Source organism: Escherichia sp. TW09308, from assembly GCF_000208565.1.
In the GTDB taxonomy this organism is placed as follows: domain Bacteria; phylum Pseudomonadota; class Gammaproteobacteria; order Enterobacterales; family Enterobacteriaceae; genus Escherichia; species Escherichia marmotae.
The window spans coordinates 615550-632291 of sequence record NZ_AEME01000001.1; the positions used below are offsets into that span (position 1 = coordinate 615550).

At 50.9% G+C, this 16742-nt stretch carries 16 protein-coding genes and 2 pseudogenes; 9 read left to right on the forward strand and 9 right to left on the reverse strand.

Annotated elements, in window-relative coordinates; all coding sequences use genetic code 11:
* The first annotated feature begins 132 nt into the window (after window positions 1-132).
* Entirely contained in the window at window positions 133-486 is a 354-nt protein-coding gene (locus ESM_RS0103135) for a DUF4156 domain-containing protein (protein WP_000558209.1), read from the forward strand.
* A 202-nt stretch (window positions 487-688) separates the two neighbouring features.
* On the opposite strand, the gene ESM_RS0103140 is transcribed toward ESM_RS0103135, so the two are convergent.
* Both ESM_RS0103140 and epmB read right to left on the reverse strand, forming a co-directional pair.
* Entirely contained in the window at window positions 689-1558 is an 870-nt protein-coding gene (locus ESM_RS0103140; RefSeq protein ID WP_001008066.1) for a YjeJ family protein, read from the reverse strand.
* A gap of 404 nt (window positions 1559-1962) precedes the next feature.
* A complete protein-coding gene (epmB, locus tag ESM_RS0103145; protein ID WP_000940494.1) occupies window positions 1963-2991 on the reverse strand; it encodes an EF-P beta-lysylation protein EpmB in 1029 nt (342 codons plus the stop codon).
* Between the two features lie 41 nt (window positions 2992-3032).
* On the opposite strand from epmB, the gene efp reads away from it, so the two are divergent.
* The 4 genes from efp to sugE all read left to right on the forward strand — a co-directional run bounded on the left by efp (window position 3033) and on the right by sugE (window position 4527).
* A complete protein-coding gene (gene efp / locus ESM_RS0103150; protein WP_000257278.1) occupies window positions 3033-3599 on the forward strand; it encodes an elongation factor P in 567 nt (188 codons plus the stop codon).
* Between the two features lie 50 nt (window positions 3600-3649).
* Window positions 3650-3775: a lipoprotein antitoxin entericidin A gene (gene ecnA, locus ESM_RS0103155; RefSeq protein WP_000977753.1), complete on the forward strand. Its 126-nt coding sequence runs from the start codon at window positions 3650-3652 to the stop codon at window positions 3773-3775.
* 111 nt (window positions 3776-3886) lie between these two features.
* Entirely contained in the window at window positions 3887-4033 is a 147-nt protein-coding gene (ecnB, locus tag ESM_RS0103160; protein WP_000239596.1) for a lipoprotein toxin entericidin B, read from the forward strand.
* Between the two features lie 176 nt (window positions 4034-4209).
* Window positions 4210-4527 carry a quaternary ammonium compound efflux SMR transporter SugE gene (sugE, locus tag ESM_RS0103165; RefSeq protein ID WP_000118465.1) on the forward strand — a complete coding sequence of 106 codons (318 nt, stop codon included), beginning with the start codon at window positions 4210-4212 and terminating at the stop codon, window positions 4525-4527.
* On the opposite strand, the gene blc is transcribed toward sugE, so the two are convergent.
* The 6 genes and pseudogenes from blc to frdA all read right to left on the reverse strand — a co-directional run bounded on the left by blc (window position 4524) and on the right by frdA (window position 9652).
* Window positions 4524-5057: a lipocalin Blc gene (blc, locus tag ESM_RS0103170; protein WP_001238372.1), complete on the reverse strand. Its 534-nt coding sequence runs from the start codon at window positions 5055-5057 to the stop codon at window positions 4524-4526. The two genes, sugE and blc, sit on opposite strands and share 4 nt — an antisense overlap.
* An 88-nt stretch (window positions 5058-5145) precedes the next feature.
* A pseudogene (locus tag ESM_RS01000000123930) lies at window positions 5146-6279 on the reverse strand (BlaEC family class C beta-lactamase).
* 62 nt (window positions 6280-6341) lie between these two features.
* A complete protein-coding gene (gene frdD / locus ESM_RS0103180; protein ID WP_000609664.1) occupies window positions 6342-6701 on the reverse strand; it encodes a fumarate reductase subunit FrdD in 360 nt (119 codons plus the stop codon).
* A 10-nt stretch (window positions 6702-6711) separates the two neighbouring features.
* A complete protein-coding gene (gene frdC / locus ESM_RS0103185; RefSeq protein WP_000208757.1) occupies window positions 6712-7107 on the reverse strand; it encodes a fumarate reductase subunit FrdC in 396 nt (131 codons plus the stop codon).
* A 10-nt stretch (window positions 7108-7117) separates the two neighbouring features.
* The gene (frdB, locus tag ESM_RS0103190) at window positions 7118-7852 is read right to left on the reverse strand and encodes a fumarate reductase iron-sulfur protein (RefSeq protein WP_000829498.1); all 735 of its coding nucleotides are present in this window, start codon (window positions 7850-7852) and stop codon (window positions 7118-7120) included.
* Window positions 7845-9652, reverse strand: a pseudogene (gene frdA / locus ESM_RS01000000123935) (fumarate reductase (quinol) flavoprotein subunit). Before frdA ends, frdB begins: the two are co-directional and overlap by 8 nt.
* A gap of 324 nt (window positions 9653-9976) precedes the next feature.
* Here frdA and epmA point away from each other — a divergent pair.
* From epmA to ESM_RS0103220, 4 genes are all read left to right on the forward strand, one after another.
* Window positions 9977-10954 (forward strand): elongation factor P--(R)-beta-lysine ligase, encoded by a 978-nt coding sequence (gene epmA / locus ESM_RS0103205; protein WP_000004769.1) that lies wholly within the window; start codon window positions 9977-9979, stop codon window positions 10952-10954.
* 217 nt (window positions 10955-11171) lie between these two features.
* Window positions 11172-12674 (forward strand): glutamate/gamma-aminobutyrate family transporter YjeM, encoded by a 1503-nt coding sequence (yjeM, locus tag ESM_RS0103210; RefSeq protein ID WP_010376292.1) that lies wholly within the window; start codon window positions 11172-11174, stop codon window positions 12672-12674.
* 60 nt (window positions 12675-12734) lie between these two features.
* Window positions 12735-13052 (forward strand): protein YjeN, encoded by a 318-nt coding sequence (gene yjeN / locus ESM_RS0103215; RefSeq protein ID WP_000349123.1) that lies wholly within the window; start codon window positions 12735-12737, stop codon window positions 13050-13052.
* Window positions 13049-13363, forward strand: coding sequence for a YjeO family protein (locus tag ESM_RS0103220; RefSeq protein ID WP_001272717.1), 315 nt, complete (start codon window positions 13049-13051; stop codon window positions 13361-13363). Before yjeN ends, ESM_RS0103220 begins: the two co-directional genes overlap by 4 nt.
* A gap of 37 nt (window positions 13364-13400) precedes the next feature.
* On the opposite strand, the gene mscM is transcribed toward ESM_RS0103220, so the two are convergent.
* Window positions 13401-16724, reverse strand: a complete 3324-nt coding sequence (gene mscM / locus ESM_RS0103225) for a miniconductance mechanosensitive channel MscM (RefSeq protein WP_001236833.1) — start codon at window positions 16722-16724, stop codon at window positions 13401-13403.
* Window positions 16725-16742 lie beyond the last annotated feature (18 nt).

Here is a 16742-nt window from a genome sequence, read left to right on the forward strand (position 1 = left end):
CTGCACCTCGCAGAAATAAAGAAACCCTCAGGCAGAAATGTCTGGGGGTTTTTCTTTTAGTCATCTTTCTAGTATAAGATTCAAACACGGACGACGCGAGGGGCGTCCAGCTCATTGATTATGGGGAATAACATGCACGTAAAATACTTAGCAGGGATTGTCGGTGCCGCGCTACTGATGGCGGGTTGTAGCTCCAGTAACGAATTGAGTGCTGCCGGTCAGAGTGTTCGCATTGTGGACGAGCAACCAGGCGCAGAGTGCCAACTTATTGGTACTGCGACAGGTAAGCAAAGTAACTGGCTTTCCGGACAACACGGCGAAGAAGGCGGTTCTATGCGTGGTGCGGCAAACGATCTGCGCAATCAGGCTGCCGCAATGGGCGGTAACGTGATTTATGGTATTAGCAGCCCGTCGCAGGGGATGTTGTCCAGCTTCGTTCCGACTGATAGCCAGATTATCGGCCAGGTTTATAAGTGCCCGAACTGATGTGATTCCGAGGCTGGGTGACAAACGTATAATTGCCTGATGCGCTTCGCTTATCAGGCCTACATCAGGCATTGCAACTGATTGAATGCTTGAGAATTTATAGGCCGGATAAGGCGTTTACGCCGCATCCGACATGATCAACGATCACGTTATCAGTCATTTCAGGCTGGATGGCTCCAGCCTCGCATTAGCAAAGATGGGATTATTTCGCTTGTGGCGCGGCTTTGCTGATGGACTGAACGCGTAGGTGATGCAGTACGCGTAAGCATTGATCCTGGGTCAGCGGTTGGGCGTTATTTGCCGCTACGGTGCGAACGTAGACCTGACACGGCACTCCAGCGAGCTTTTTCAGTCGAGGGCTGAAATCAAGCATCCGGCGGGTGATGGCCTCCACTTCTTTACTTGCTGTCGCTTCACGTGTTTTCACCACTGCACCGCTAAATTGTTCTTTGCCACTTTCATCTTTAAAGCGATAAAGCACCGCCAGATAATGGCTAAACAAGTTTTGTTTCCATTCTGGCTGTGAATAGGTGTCATATTCCAGATTACCATTATCCTGGCAGTCGACGTCATATAATGGCAGGAAATCTAACAGCGATGTAATACGTAATGCCAGTTCACGCATTTCCGCATTATTAATTGCGTGAATGATTGCCCGCGCCAGCATTTCAATTTGCAGTTCATTGACAACTAATTCAGATTTGCTGCCGTCATGCAGAGTTAATAGGAATGTGAGATTTTCACCCTGATTATCGGTAAGTTCCAGTGTATTTACACGGCGATTAATATCAGCATTTTTAAGTTCTTCAATCTGAATTTGAGGAATATTTTCTGCCATCTTTTTCATGGCCTTATCGCGCGCTTGCTCATACTGAAGACGGTGATCAGCCTCCAGTTTATGCTTTTGATGCAGACGGCTTTCCAGCGCTATCAACAGGTCGCGCAGTTCCATCACAGACATGAAGAACAACGATTCTTTATTGCGAGGCTCTTTTATTTTCAGTGCCAGTGCAATGAAGTTATTACTCTTGCGAATAACACCAGTGTTAACACCCTTGATGCTTATGGCCATGTAGGTTCTCCCTAACCATTTCTCAATAAAATAAATAATATTAATTTATAAGCCAGGTAAATGGGCTTGGTAGTAATAGTTGTTAAAATAACATAAATAGCGGCGCTCGCTCTATATAAACAGAAAAGAAAGGTTAATTATTGATATCAGCTATATAAATAATAAAAATAGCAAAGCATATGAATAATTAATGGTTATGCAACGGAAAAGATTAAACTTCCCTATTTAATGACAGGTCGCTGTACGTGTGTTCGTTGCTCTTGCCGGATGCGACGTAAACGCCTTATCAGGCCTACAGTTCATTGAAAATTCAATCAGTTGCAATGCATCATGTAGGCCTGATAAGCGCAGCACATCAGGCAATTTCACATTTATCATCAGCTTCAACTTCCCTGTTGAATCAGTTATTGCTGACGTAGCTGCAAATCCAGCGGTGTTTTGCTGGGTTCTCCGCCTATCTCACGCGCCAGTTTTGGCACCAGATATCCCGACACCAGCGTCAGCAACTCACGCATAATCTGCCGTGCTTCATCATCGCTCACCATGAAATGCGCCGCGCCCTGCACTTTATCGAGCACATGCAGGTAATAGGGCATCACGCCCGCGTCAAACAACGCATTACTCAGGTTTGCCAGCGTTTGCGCGTTGTCGTTCACGCCACGTAACAGAACACTCTGGTTAAGCAGGGTGACGCCCACGCGTTTTAACTTAGCCATCGCCTGACGGAATGTTTCATCCACTTCATTGGCATGGTTGATGTGATTCACCAGCAGGATTTGCAGCGTAGAACGGGCAAAGCGTTCAACCAGCGCCTCAGTGATGCGCGCCGGGATCACAATCGGCAGACGGCTGTGAATACGCAGACGTTTGATGTGCGGGATGGCTTCCAGTTGCGTGAGCAACCAGTCCAGTTCGCGATCTTTCGCCATCAGCGGATCGCCGCCGGAGAAAATGATCTCGTCCAGTTCTGGATTTGCGGCAACATACTCAAGTGCAGTCTGCCAGTTACGCTTGTTGCCCTGATTTTCGGCATACGGGAAGTGGCGACGGAAGCAATAGCGACAATTTACCGCACAGCCACCTTTCACCAACAGTAATGCCCGGTTGTGGTATTTATGCAACAAACCAGGCACCACGCTGTGCTGTTCTTCCAGCGGGTCGGTGGAAAAACCGGGTGCAGTGATATACTCATCTTGCGAGGTAAGTACCTGACGCAAAAGTGGATCGTCAGGATTACCTTTTTCCATGCGATCGATAAATGAGCGGGGCACGCGCAGGGCAAACAGCTTTTTGGCGCTGCGTCCGGCCAACAGTTTTTCGTCCGCGTCTATATTCAAAAGACGCAGAAGTTCATCAGGATCGGTCACAACATCGGCAAGTTGCGCTAACCAATCTTCTCTGGATGGGGTGTTTAGGGTTACAATATGCGCCATTTTGTGGCTTAGCTACCAATTAACAAATTTCAGAGGGCCTTATGGCAACGTACTATAGCAACGATTTTCGTGCTGGTCTTAAAATCATGTTGGACGGCGAACCTTACGCGGTTGAAGCAAGTGAATTTGTGAAGCCGGGTAAAGGCCAGGCATTTGCTCGCGTTAAACTGCGTCGTCTGCTGACCGGTACTCGTGTAGAAAAAACCTTTAAATCTACGGATTCCGCTGAAGGCGCTGATGTTGTCGATATGAACCTGACTTACCTGTACAACGATGGTGAGTTCTGGCACTTCATGAACAACGAAACCTTCGAACAACTGTCTGCTGATGCAAAAGCAATTGGCGACAACGCGAAATGGCTGCTGGATCAGGCAGAGTGCATCGTGACTCTGTGGAACGGCCAGCCGATTTCCGTTACTCCGCCGAACTTCGTTGAACTGGAAATCGTTGATACCGATCCAGGTCTGAAAGGTGATACCGCAGGTACTGGCGGCAAACCAGCTACCCTGTCCACTGGCGCTGTGGTTAAAGTTCCGCTGTTCGTACAGATTGGCGAAGTTATCAAAGTGGATACCCGCTCTGGTGAATACGTATCTCGCGTGAAGTAATACGGTTGTGGTGCGGCCTGCTGGCTGCACCATCACTTTTCAGGTCAGAGATGATGAAACGCCTTATCCTTCTTGTTTTGCTTGCCAGTACGCTGCTCACGGGCTGTAACACCGCTCGCGGTTTCGGTGAAGATATCAAACATCTCGGCAATTCCATTTCCCGCGCTGCCAGCTAATTTCCTCTTCACTTCCGAAAAATCATCAGATTCCCGTCATTTTTGGTGATGTTGTCTATTATTAATTTGCTATAGGCAAACACAAATAACATTACCTAAAAGGAAGATATTATGGTGAAGAAGACAATTGCAGCGATCTTTTCTGTTCTGGTGCTTTCAACAGTATTAACTGCCTGCAACACCACGCGTGGCGTTGGTGAAGACATCTCTGATGGCGGTAACGCGATTTCTGGCGCAGCGACGAAAGCGCAGCAATAAGCAATAACGGTACGACAGGTTTGTCGTGCCGTTTGTTTTTCCTGGCGGTAATCACTGCTGTAACCGTTGAAATTTCCTCTTAAATCGGCAAAATATTTCTTTCACTATCAGCTTTGCGGGACGACCCGCAAACGCATCGTTTCACCGGGGACGGCCCCATTTCTCCGGAGTATTATATGTCCTGGATTATCCTGTTTATTGCTGGTTTGCTGGAAGTTGTCTGGGCGGTAGGCCTGAAATACACCCACGGTTTTAGTCGTCTGACGCCAAGCGTAATTACCGTGACGGCGATGATTGTCAGTATGGCGTTGCTCGCCTGGGCAATGAAATCGCTACCGGTAGGTACAGCTTATGCTGTCTGGACGGGGATTGGCGCAGTCGGGGCGGCGATCACCGGTATTGTGCTGCTCGGTGAGTCTGCTAGTCCGATGCGCCTGGCGAGTCTGGCGTTAATCGTACTGGGGATAGTTGGTCTGAAACTCAGCACCCATTAACTGCCGGGTTGCTGTACCCAGATAAACTTACTGACATCAAATCCTTCCCGGGTTGCGACCGCCAGCATCTCCTGTTTAACTTCGCTAGAAATAGTTGGCGTGCGGGAGAGTATCCACAGGTAGTCGCGATCCGGGCCGCAAACCAGCGCGTGGCGATACTCCCGGTCGAGCGCAATGACGTTATAGCCGCCATAGAAAGGGCCAAAGAATGACACTTTCAGCGCTGCGCGATGCGGATCTCCGGTAAAGTACGCTTTCCCTTCGCTCTGTTGCCACATCTCCCTGTCCGGATTATAGCCTTTGTTGATGACATTCAATCCACCATCATCCCGCAGGCTATATGTCGCGGTGACTTTCTCCAGTCCGCGTTCAAAGCGGTGATCAAAACGGGCAATCTCATACCAGGTGCCAAGATAGCGCTTAGCGTCGAAATTATTCACTACGGTCACGCCACGCGGCGGCGTAGGTGAACTACAGGCAACGACAAGAAATGCCGCTGTCGCTGCGGCAACAAGAGGGAGCAGGCGCATAGATGTTTCCTTACTGGTTTTTTTCTAAGTGTAGATGACAGCAAGGAAAAGCGGAGAAAAGGCCCGTAAATTCGGGCCATCTTCGTTGTTATTGCAAAGCGTTGAGGATCTGCCAGGCGGCGGCGACTCTCACCGGGTTTGGATAGTTTTTGTTAGCCAGCATCACAATACCCAACTCTTTTTCTGGGATAAATGCGACATAGCTACCAAATCCGCCGGTCGCCCCTGTTTTATGTACCCATGATGCGCGCACAGCAGGAGCAGGGGGCGTAATCGCTTTTACTGGTCGTGCTGCCAGTGCAATTTTATTGTCGCTGCCATTAATGATGCTGTCAGGATTTACCGGCCAGTCCAGCATTTCCCAGCCCAGGCCTTGATACATATCGCCAATTTTCCAGTAGCGAGATTGCGCCAGTTGGATACCTTGCTGAAGTGTTTTGTCATTGATATTACGAGGATCTATATTGCTTTGTAGCCAGCGGGCCATGTCTTCAATCGTCGATTTCACACCGTAAGCTTCAGCATCTAACGCCCCTGGCGAAACATGCACCGCCTTACCTTCGCGATATCCCCAGGCGTAATTCTTTTCTTCTGCAGGCGGCACATTAATCCACGTATGGGTGAGTTTGAGTGGCTGGAAGACACGGGTATCCATTGCCTGTTCAAAGCTCAAACCAGACGGCTTCACAGCTAGCGAGCCGAATAAACCGATACTGGAGTTGGCATACAGATGTTGTGTTCCTGGCGTCCAGTCAGGCTGCCAGTTTTGATAGAAGCGCAGCAAGTCGCTTGAGGATTTAACGTCATCCGGCACTTGCAATGGCAGGCCGCCAGCGGTGTAGGTTGCGAGATGTAATAGCGTGATCCCGTTCCACTGTTTAGCGGTAAGTTCAGGCCAGTATTTTGTGACGGGATCGCTTAGATTTATTTCCCCTCGAGCAATAGCGTCGCCACCAAGTACGCCCGTAAATGTTTTGCTGACCTAGCCTAACTCAAACAACGTTTGCTGCGTGACGGGCTGCTTTTTATCTACGTCCGCATAGCCCCAGGTAAAGTAATAAGGTTTGCCCTGATAAATCACTGCAACGGCCATGCCCGGGATTTTTTGTTGTTCTATAAGCGGAGTCATTGTGCGATGCACAATATCGTTGAGCTGTTGGGGGGCGGCAAGTGCGGAGCAAGAGGCGGTAATCAGTAAGGCGCAGAGCGTCATTTTGAGCATAAGGTCTGGTTCCCATACAAAACGGCCCGCCATAGGCGGGCCGGATTTACATTGGCGATGCGTTAGATTGTAACGACACCAATCAGTGTGACAACTGTCAGGATAGCAGCCAGACCGTAGAAAACCCATTTGCCCGCAGGCACGTGGATTTTCAGATCGTGCATCGCGTGGTGCATACGGTGTAAACCACACCACAGCGGCAGAACGATCATCAGGAACAGGAATACGCGACCAATGAAGCTCTGCGCGAACGCCAGAACGCGTTCGTAGCTCAGAGCATCACCCGGAAACAGTCCCAGCGGCAGCATAATGCCGACCAGCAGGATCATTACCGGTGCAATGATTGCGCTCCACATACCACCGGCCCCGAAAAGGCCCCAGAATACCGGTTCGTCAGAACGCTTTGGATTTGGATTAATCATCTCAGGCTCCTTACCAGTACAGGGCTACAAACAGGATTACGATGGTGGCAACCACGGTTACCGCCCAGAGACTTTTGATAATTGGCTCTGGTCCCATTTTTTCGTCTTTTACAATGATATTGGCCGCTTTCGGTGCCAGTTCAAACCAGGTTTTGGTGTGCAGCAGAGCTGCCGCCAGAGTGATCAGGTTAATGATCACGATAACCGGGTTTTGTAAAAAGTCGACGAATCCCGCCCAGGCTTCCGGGCCATTTTTCAGGGCAAACAGCCCGAAAATCAGTTCAATGCTGAACCACACAGCCGGAACCGCCGTGCCTTCGCGCAGCATGTAAAAGCGATAAAACGGCAATTTTTTCCACCAGGTGGACGTCATTGGCCGTACATACGGTTTACGTTTAGTCGTCATGTTGCACTCCTTAGCGTGGTTTCAGGGTCGCGATAAGAAAGTCTTTCGAACTTTCTACTTTGCCCTGCTGAATGGCCGCAGCCGGATCGACGTGTTTCGGGCAGACTTCGGAGCAGTAGCCCACGAAAGTACAGCTCCATACGCCGTTCTGGCTGTTCAACTGCGCCATACGCTCCTTCTTACCGTGGTCGCGGCTATCTTCGTTATAACGATGCGCCAGCGTAATGGCAGCCGGACCGATGAACTCTGGGTTCAGGCCAAACTGCGGGCACGCGGCGTAGCACAGACCACAGTTGATGCAACCGGAGAACTGATGATACTTCGCCATCTGCGCCGGGGTCTGGATATTAGTACCCTGATCCGCGGTGCGGGAGTTGCCAATGATGTATGGTTTGATCGCTTCCAGACTTTCGATGAAGTGGGTCATATCGACGACCAGATCGCGTTCGATCGGGAAGTTAGCTAGCGCTTCAACCTTCATACCGTCGGTGTAGTCACGTAGGAAGGTTTTACATGCCAGTTTCGGCACGTTGTTGACCATCATGCCGCAGGAACCACAAATCGCCATACGGCAGGACCAGCGGTAGCTCAGATCCGGTGCCAGGTTGTCTTTGATATAGCCCAGCGCATCCAGTAATGAGGTGGTTGCGTCATAAGGCACTTCATAAAATGCGCTATGCGGTGCGGTATCGACTTCCGGGTTATAGCGCACCACCTCGATTTTCAGGTTCTTCATCTCAGCCATTCGCCTTCTCCTTCTTATTGGCTGCTTCCGCCTTATCGGCTGCATCCGCTTCGCCACCGTAAACGCGTTTAGCTGGCGGCAGCGTAGTAATCTTCACGTCGCTGTACTCCAGGCGAGTAGTGCCATCAGCATCGCGGAAGGCGAGGGTGTGTTTGAGGAAGTTGACGTCGTCACGCTCGGTGCAACCTTCGTCCAGACGCTGGTGCGCGCCGCGAGACTCTTTACGCGCCATTGCGGAGTGCGCCATACATTCGGCAACGTTCAGACCGTGGCCCAGCTCGATGGTGTAGAGCAGGTCGGTATTGAACACGCTGGAGGTGTCGGTGATGCGCACGCGCTTGAAGCGTTCTTGCAGCTCCGCCAGTTTGTCGATGGTTTTCTGCATCAGTTCCGGCGTACGGTAGATACCGCAGCCTTCTTCCATGGCCATGCCCATTTCGTCGCGGATCTTCGCCCAGTTTTCGCCGCCGTCCTGGTTAACCAGATCTTTCAGACGCTGTTCAACGGCAGTAGCCTGTGCATTGATTGCCGCATCGTTGCCATTACCAGCGGTAGATGCGCGCTCCATAGCTTGCTCACCGGCCAGACGACCGAAGACCACCAGTTCTGCCAGTGAGTTGGATCCCAGACGGTTTGCACCGTGCAGACCTACAGAGGAACATTCACCGACGGCGAACAGACCCTTAATACGGGTTTCGCAGTTCTGATCGGTTTCGATACCGCCCATGGTGTAGTGCGCGGTCGGACGTACCGGAATCGGTTCTTTAACCGGATCGACGCCAACGTATGCTTTTGCCAGTTCGCAGATAAACGGCAGACGTTCGTGCAGTTTTTTCTCACCCAGGTGACGCAGGTCGAGGTATACCACATCGCCGCGTGGTGTGGAGATGGTGTTGCCTTTACGCCATTCGTGCCAGAAGGCCTGAGAAACTTTGTCGCGCGGACCCAGTTCCATATATTTTTTTTCGGCTCGCCCAGCGGAGTTTCCGGGCCCATGCCGTAATCTTGCAGATAACGGTAGCCATTTTTGTTGACCAGAATACCGCCTTCACCGCGGCAACCTTCGGTCATCAGGATACCGGAACCCGGCAGACCGGTCGGGTGATATTGAACGAATTCCATGTCACGCAGCGGAACGCCGTGGCTCAGTGCCATGCCCATACCGTCGCCAGTAACAATGCCGCCGTTGGTGTTGTAGCGATATACGCGACCCGCGCCGCCGGTAGCCATAACCACCGCATTAGCACGGATTTGCACCAGCGTACCTTCCATCATGTTCATTGCCACCAGGCCGCGAACGTGACCATCATCGACCAGAATATCCAGCACGAAGTGTTCATCAAAACGCTGGATCTGCGGGAATTGCAGAGAGGTCTGGAACAGCGTGTGCAGCATATGGAAGCCTGTCTTATCGGCGGCGAACCAGGTACGCTCGATTTTCATACCGCCGAAGCGACGTACGTTGACGCTACCATCCGGGCGACGGCTCCATGGGCATCCCCACAGTTCCAGTTGAGTCATTTCAGTTGGGCAGTGGTGGACGAAATAATCCACGACATCCTGCTCACACAACCAGTCGCCACCCGCTACTGTATCGTGAAAGTGATATTCGAAGCTGTCATGATCCTGCGCGACAGCGGCGGAGCCCCCTTCTGCGGCAACGGTATGGCTGCGCATCGGGTATACTTTTGAGATTAGTGCGATTTTTGCATTTGGATTTGCCTGCGCGGCAGCAATTGCAGCACGTAATCCCGCGCCACCGGCACCTACAATGGCAAGATCGGCTTGAAAGGTTTGCACGACATTCCTCCAGATTGTTTTTATCCCGCAGCACCGTACTTCAGGGTAAGTGTCTGAAAGCTACGGTCTGCGAACGCTATTCCACTGCTCCTTTATAGGTACAACAGTATAGTCTGATGGATAAGTCTGAAATTTGACGAGATCGATTTTTTTAGCGTGCCGGGAGGCTAAATTATCACTGAAGATGATTAATTTAATTACTAAACCATCATATTGCGGTTTTTTTAGTCACAGCCCACCGTTGATTGATTTCTGCGTAAAATTTGTCTCGCCGTCGCGTTGCGAGTAGACTTCGTGCCCTTGTCAAAAACTGGAGATTTTACTATGAGCGAAACGGCATCCTGGCAGCCGAGCGCATCCATTCCTAACTTATTAAAACGCGCGGCGATTATGGCGGAGATCCGTCGTTTCTTTGCCGATCGTGGAGTGCTGGAGGTGGAGACGCCTTGTATGAGCCAGGCGACGGTAACCGATATTCATTTGGTCCCGTTTGAGACACGTTTCGTAGGCCCCGGGCACTCGCAGGGGATGAATCTCTGGTTAATGACCAGCCCGGAATACCACATGAAACGCCTGCTGGTTGCCGGTTGTGGTCCGGTATTCCAGTTGTGCCGCAGCTTCCGTAATGAAGAGATGGGACGTTATCACAACCCTGAGTTCACTATGCTGGAGTGGTATCGACCGCATTATGATATGTATCGGTTGATGAATGAGGTGGACGACCTCTTGCAACAGGTGCTGGACTGCCCGGCGGCAGAAAGCCTTTCTTATCAACAAGCTTTCTTGCGTTATCTGGAAATAGACCCGCTTTCTGCTGACAAAACGCAACTGCGAGAAGTCGCGGCGAAACTGGACTTGAGTAACGTTGCAGACACCGAAGAAGACCGCGACACGTTGCTGCAACTGCTGTTTACCTTTGGCGTGGAACCGAACATTGGTAAAGAAAAACCAACGTTTGTGTACCATTTCCCGGCCAGCCAGGCATCACTGGCACAAATCAGTACGGAAGATCATCGGGTCGCGGAACGCTTCGAGGTCTACTACAAAGGTATTGAGCTGGCGAATGGTTTCCATGAATTGACGGACGCTCGTGAACAGCAACAACGCTTTGAGCAGGATAACCGTAAACGTGCGGCGCGTGGTTTACCACAACATCCTATCGACCAGAACCTGATTGACGCCCTGGAAGTTGGTATGCCTGACTGTTCCGGCGTGGCGTTAGGTGTTGACCGCCTGGTGATGCTGGCATTGGGCGCTGAGACACTGGCGGAAGTCATTGCCTTTAGTGTCGACCGGGCATAATTCTGAAAAGCTAGCTCAATCGCAACACAGAATGGCGTAGCTGACGCCATTCTGTAGCAGATGTTTTCATTTTCCCGCTAAAGCGCACAATTTAAGACTGGATGTTTGCTATCATCCAGGTATCAATTCTGTATTAGTTTTATTGTTGCCTGCCAATCGGTGGGTAGTGCAGTTAATTGGCGCGTTTAATATATGCGCTGAAATGAAGGATGATTCCATGCCTCACACGATAAAAAAGATGAGTCTAATTGGGCTCATATTGATGATCTTTACTTCAGTATTCGGTTTTGCGAATAGCCCATCGGCTTATTATTTAATGGGTTATAGTGCGATTCCATTTTATATATTTTCTGCATTATTATTCTTTATTCCATTCGCCTTAATGATGGCTGAAATGGGGGCGGCCTATCGCAAAGAAGAGGGCGGTATCTATTCCTGGATGAATAATAGCGTTGGGCCACGTTTTGCTTTCATCGGCACCTTTATGTGGTTTTCCTCTTATATCATCTGGATGGTGAGTACTTCCGCTAAAGTTTGGGTGCCGTTCTCAACATTCCTCTATGGTAGCGACATGACTCAGCACTGGAGTATTTCCGGGCTGGAGCCTACGCAGGTTGTTGGTCTGTTGGCTGTCGCATGGATGGTTCTGGTTACCGTCGTCGCCTCAAAAGGGATTAATAAAATAGCCCGTATTACTGCGGTAGGTGGTATAGCAGTAATGTGTCTTAATTTAGTATTACTGTTAGTGAGCGTTGCTATTTTGTTATTAAATGGTGGTCATTTCGCACAGGATATTAATTTTGTGGTATCTCCAAATCCGGGATATCAGTCCGGTCTGGCGATGTTATCTTTTGTCGTATTTGCTATTTTCGCTTACGGTGGAATTGAAGCTGTTGGCGGTCTGGTTGATAAAACGGAAAATCCTGAAAAGAATTTTGCTAAAGGTATTGTTTTTGCCGCTATTGTTATTTCGATTGGTTATTCCCTGGCAATATTCTTATGGGGCGTCAGCACTAACTGGCAGCAGGTATTAAGTAATGGTTCGGTTAACCTTGGCAATATTACTTATGTACTGATGAAGAGCCTTGGGATGACGCTGGGTAATGCACTGCATTTGTCGCCCGAAGCATCATTGTCGCTGGGGGTATGGTTTGCGCGTATTACCGGACTTTCGATGTTCCTCGCTTACACGGGGGCGTTCTTTACGCTTTGCTACTCGCCGTTGAAAGCAATCATCCAGGGGACGCCGAAAGCATTGTGGCCGGAACCAATGACGCGTCTGAACGCGATGGGAATGCCGTCTATTGCGATGTGGATGCAGTGCGGGTTGGTTACTGTCTTCATCCTGCTGGTTTCGTTTGGCGGCGGCACCGCATCGGCGTTCTTTAACAAGCTGACGCTGATGGCGAATGTCTCCATGACCATTCCGTATCTGTTCCTTGCCCTGGCATTCCCGTTCTTTAAAGCGCGTCAGGATCTCGACAGACCGTTTGTTATTTTCAAAACGCACATGTCAGCAATGATTGCCACAGTGGTTGTCGTATTGGTGGTGACGTTTGCTAACGTCTTTACCATCATCCAGCCAGTAGTCGAAGCCGGAGACTGGGATAGCACATTGTGGATGATTGGCGGCCCTGTCTTCTTCTCGCTGTTAGCAATGGCGATTTACCAGAACTATTGCGGCCGCATGGCGAATAAGCCTGAGTTAACCTTAGATTGATTGTATGCAATAACAACTCATCGCCAGCCCGGCGATGAGTTGTCTGAAAAGGAAGATGTCATGGATGGCACGGGTCGGGGCCCGCTGATAACCGAAGATCAAGTCAGAGCACTGCAATTTTCTGCTGGGGATGTAGCGGAAATAGAGCAGACTATTCTCTCTTTTTTCGATGCCTGCCACACCCGTAAAATAGCGATGGTGGTCGGCAATACCATTAATACCCTCAAAGATCGAGACCGGAATCGGTGGCGAAACCTGTCGGATATTTATTGCGCTTACCTTATCAGGTTCCTGGTTTTTCGTGGCGAATTGGTCGGATACGGTGATTTGTTCAGAATGCGTTTTAGCGAAATGAAACTGTCGGTTGAAACGTCATGAGTGCACATCAGTTTATTTTATGCTGCATTTGGTTCTTCGTATCTGTTCTCTGGATTCTGATACTGTCCACGCTGGACAAAGAATGGATGATTGATGGACGCGGGATTAACAACATCTGCGATGTGTTGGAGCATCTGGAAAATGACGATACTCGCGATGTCGGTGTGATAATGACGTTGCCGCTGTTTTTCCCTTTTCTTTGGTTCACGCAGTGGCGAAAAAAACGCGGCTGGTTTATGTACGCCACCGCACTGGCGATCTTCGGCTACTGGCTATGGCAGTTTTTCCTGCGCTATCAGTTTTGTTGGTGATTGAAACTGCCAGAGTCGCCTCCGGCAGTTTCTCACGTTACAAGCTTCCTGCCTGACGCCCTTTACCCGCAGACGTTAATGTTCTGCCCGTTTGTTTACCGTTAAGACTTTCCAGACGCATCTGGAACGGCGGGAATGGCATATCGATACCGTGGGCGTGGAAGCCCGCCAGAATTAACTGGTGGATCTCGTGGCGCAGCGGCATACGGTGACCCATTTCCGCGGCGTAAATACGCAACTCGAAAATCTGAATCCCCTGTTGTAGATCGACCAGGAAGACTTCCGGTGCCGGGTTGTCGATGACCAACGAGCAGCGACGCGCTGCGGTTAGCAAGATTTCCGTCACTTCTTCACTGTTGGCATCGGCAGGAGCCGGAATCGTCAACACCACGCGCGTGACCGAGTCAGAAAGCGACCAGTTGATAAACTGCTCAGTAATGAACGCTTTGTTCGGCACAATAATCTCTTTGCGATCCCAGTCGCTGATAGTGGTGGCGCGGGTGTTAATTTTCGTCACACTGCCAGTAAGATCGCGAATTGTCACCGTATCGCCAATGCGAATCGGTTTTTCGAACAGGATAATCAGACCAGAGATAAAGTTGGCGAAAATCTCCTGCAAACCAAAACCGAGACCAACACCGAGTGCAGCGACCAGCCACTGCAATTTCGACCACTCAATACCAATCATCGAGAAGCCGACCAGCCCGCCAATCAGCATCAGCAGATATTTGGTGATGGTGGTGATGGCGTAACCTGTACCTGGCGTTAAATCAAGGTGCTGCAAAATCGCCAGTTCCAGCAGCGCGGGCAGGTTGCGCACTAGTTGCGTGGTGATGATAAACACCAGAATGGCAATCAGCACTGCACCGAGAGTAATCGGTTCCAGACTTTCCACGCCCTGCACTGTGGAGGTGACATCCCACAGCGAAATATTTTCGAGGAAGCCAAAAGCGGAATGAATTTCTGACCACAGCACGATGACTGAAAGAAGGGCGATCAGCATCAGGATTGAACGCACCAGCCGCAAGGATTGTGCACTGATAGCATCGAGATCGACTTCGCTTTCATCCACTTCAATCGCCCCTTCCGGGCTACTGTGATGATGCGCTTCTTCTTCGCCACGCGCGCGTTGTGCCAGCATTTCAGCACGGCGATGCTTCGCCCGGTCAAACGCCAACCTGCGGCGTTGGATCAGCATCCAGCGGCGGATAACGTGATAAATCACCAGTAACAGGAACCAGATGGCGACCGATGTTTCCAGCCTTGCCAGCAGAGCCTGCGCTGTTGCCAGATAACCCACGGCTGCGGCGAGAATAGCGACCAGTGGCGCGCCAATCATCATGTTCCACAGCATATGGTTGGCAATGTTGTCACCACTGCCTTCTTTGTTAAGATACAGCGGGATCCCGGCTTTTTTCAGGCTGAGCGTGACCACTGCCAGTGCACCGCAAATGAGGATAAAGCAAAGACGTCCCAGTGAGCCGGAAAACTCGCGGTCGTCGAGATTATCAAACATCATCAGCGCCATAATCAGTGGCACGATAAGCCCAATGCTCATCAGGTAGTAGCGCATACCACGGGAAACACGTTCGCGCGGCCAGCCGAAATGGGCGATAAACAAGCCGTTCGGGCGAGCAAAGGTGGCGCAAATCATCACCACCCACAGCAGTGGCACGGTGGCCGTTACACCATCGCCAATCGCTACCGCCAGCGGATAAGGCCACGCCTCGCGCAAGCCGTAACCCAGCGTCATCCACAGCACTGGTAGCGGCGAAGCGACGAGGATCGACCAGAAAAGCGTCCGTAACGTCAGCCAGAAATGATCCTGAGTGACTTTGCCGACTTTAGCCGCCGAACGTTCAAGAAAACGGGTGAAATAGCGGCGCGAGTAAATGCTGCAACCGACCAGAATCAACGCGCCAAACAGCGGTAAAATAGTCTCTTTGCTGGTCAGCATCATCATGGTGGCTTTACCTAACTGACTGAAGGTGTCCAGCGAGATCAGACGACGCAGATCCTGGGCGATTTCCAACGGCCAGGCGATGGTCATCGGGCGCACATCAGAGGTCCAGAACAGATAGCGGTGTGTCGCTTCGTTGACCTCTTTCAGCGCATCTTCCAGTTGCCCGTTGGAAACTTTCAGCTTGGTTAGCTCAAGCAGTAGCGTGTCGCCGCCCTGGAGTAATGAGTTAAGCAACTCGCGCTGAGTACGCAATTGAGCTTCGAGTATCCGGTTTTGCTCGGCAGTCAGCGGCTGGCCGTCGGCCTGAAGGATCTGTCGCAGTTGTGGCTGTTTATTGAGGAGATCTTCATAATGCAACCGTTGCACGCGCAACTGAGCCATTTCGGTATCAAGCTGTTGCGGTTTCGGCATTTCCGGCAGGCGTGCCACCTGCGCCCGCAGTGCTTCACCGAGCAAGTTTGATGAACCCAGCCATTGCGACTGTTCACGCAGCGTATTCAGCGCCTGCCGGACTTGCAACGTCTGGCTGGCAGCCTGACGCTGCTGTGAGGCGACGAGATCCATCCGCTGCGCTTGCTGATTCAACGCTGCCGATAGTTCACGGTTAATTTTGAATTGAGCAACGATATCTTCCGGCAAATCGGCACTGCTTTCTGCCAGTAATTCAGTGCTTTCCAGCGCCCGCTCTGCCTCAAGCTGGCGTTGGCTGTTCAACTGGTTGCGCAGGGCCTGCAAATACGCATCCAGTTGCTGACTCTCTTTTTCTGCCAGTGCCGAGCGCAGACGAGCCAGTTCCTGACGGTTATTGGCAGAAAGTTGCGCCAGCTCGAGTTCATCGACCAATGATTTCAAACGTGCGGAGTCGGCCTGCAACGCGAAATTTTGTGCCTGATTAAGCGGACTATTTCCCGTGAGTGTCCCCAGTCGGCGCTCAATTTCATTCAACTGGCGGCGGGCGTCAGTTTGCTGTTGTGGTAATTGATTAAGCGAATCCGCAATCTCGCGGGCGCGTTCCTGCTCTTGCTGGGCCTGACGGCTTTTATCCAGCAACTGACTGCTGACCTGGAGTATTTCCTGATTCAGCGCGTCGGTAGACATCCCCGGCGACACGCTGCGCGGCTCATCACGCATATTGTTTAACTGTGCGCGCAGAGTAGCGGAGAGTTTCGGGTAGTTATCAATGACTTCTTGATATTGCTTGATGCGCTCAAGGGAACCTTTACGTTCCTCAAGCGCATTTAAGGCAGACTGGAGCGCCTCTACGACTTCCGGCTGCGCAGGTTTCGCCGCTTTTGCCTGCTCCAGTTCCTGGGTGATTTGTTTACTATCGGGGGCCGTCGCGGCGTACGCCCCCCAACTGAGGCACCAGGCCATCAGAAAAGTGATAATCAGGCGCACGTCAGCGTTTCCTTTGAT

Excerpts from the sequence above, each read along its gene's own strand:
- ESM_RS0103135 (WP_000558209.1), top strand. The coding sequence starts at position 133 with ATGCACGTAAAATACTTAGCAGGGATTGTCGGTGCCGCGCTACTGATG.
- ESM_RS0103140 (WP_001008066.1), bottom strand. The coding sequence starts at position 1,558 with ATGGCCATAAGCATCAAGGGTGTTAACACTGGTGTTATTCGCAAGAGT.
- epmB (WP_000940494.1), bottom strand. The coding sequence starts at position 2,991 with ATGGCGCATATTGTAACCCTAAACACCCCATCCAGAGAAGATTGGTTA.
- efp (WP_000257278.1), top strand. The coding sequence starts at position 3,033 with ATGGCAACGTACTATAGCAACGATTTTCGTGCTGGTCTTAAAATCATG.
- ecnA (WP_000977753.1), top strand. The coding sequence starts at position 3,650 with ATGATGAAACGCCTTATCCTTCTTGTTTTGCTTGCCAGTACGCTGCTC.
- ecnB (WP_000239596.1), top strand. The coding sequence starts at position 3,887 with ATGGTGAAGAAGACAATTGCAGCGATCTTTTCTGTTCTGGTGCTTTCA.
- sugE (WP_000118465.1), top strand. The coding sequence starts at position 4,210 with ATGTCCTGGATTATCCTGTTTATTGCTGGTTTGCTGGAAGTTGTCTGG.
- blc (WP_001238372.1), bottom strand. The coding sequence starts at position 5,057 with ATGCGCCTGCTCCCTCTTGTTGCCGCAGCGACAGCGGCATTTCTTGTC.
- frdD (WP_000609664.1), bottom strand. The coding sequence starts at position 6,701 with ATGATTAATCCAAATCCAAAGCGTTCTGACGAACCGGTATTCTGGGGC.
- frdC (WP_000208757.1), bottom strand. The coding sequence starts at position 7,107 with ATGACGACTAAACGTAAACCGTATGTACGGCCAATGACGTCCACCTGG.
- frdB (WP_000829498.1), bottom strand. The coding sequence starts at position 7,852 with ATGGCTGAGATGAAGAACCTGAAAATCGAGGTGGTGCGCTATAACCCG.
- epmA (WP_000004769.1), top strand. The coding sequence starts at position 9,977 with ATGAGCGAAACGGCATCCTGGCAGCCGAGCGCATCCATTCCTAACTTA.
- yjeM (WP_010376292.1), top strand. The coding sequence starts at position 11,172 with ATGCCTCACACGATAAAAAAGATGAGTCTAATTGGGCTCATATTGATG.
- yjeN (WP_000349123.1), top strand. The coding sequence starts at position 12,735 with ATGGATGGCACGGGTCGGGGCCCGCTGATAACCGAAGATCAAGTCAGA.
- ESM_RS0103220 (WP_001272717.1), top strand. The coding sequence starts at position 13,049 with ATGAGTGCACATCAGTTTATTTTATGCTGCATTTGGTTCTTCGTATCT.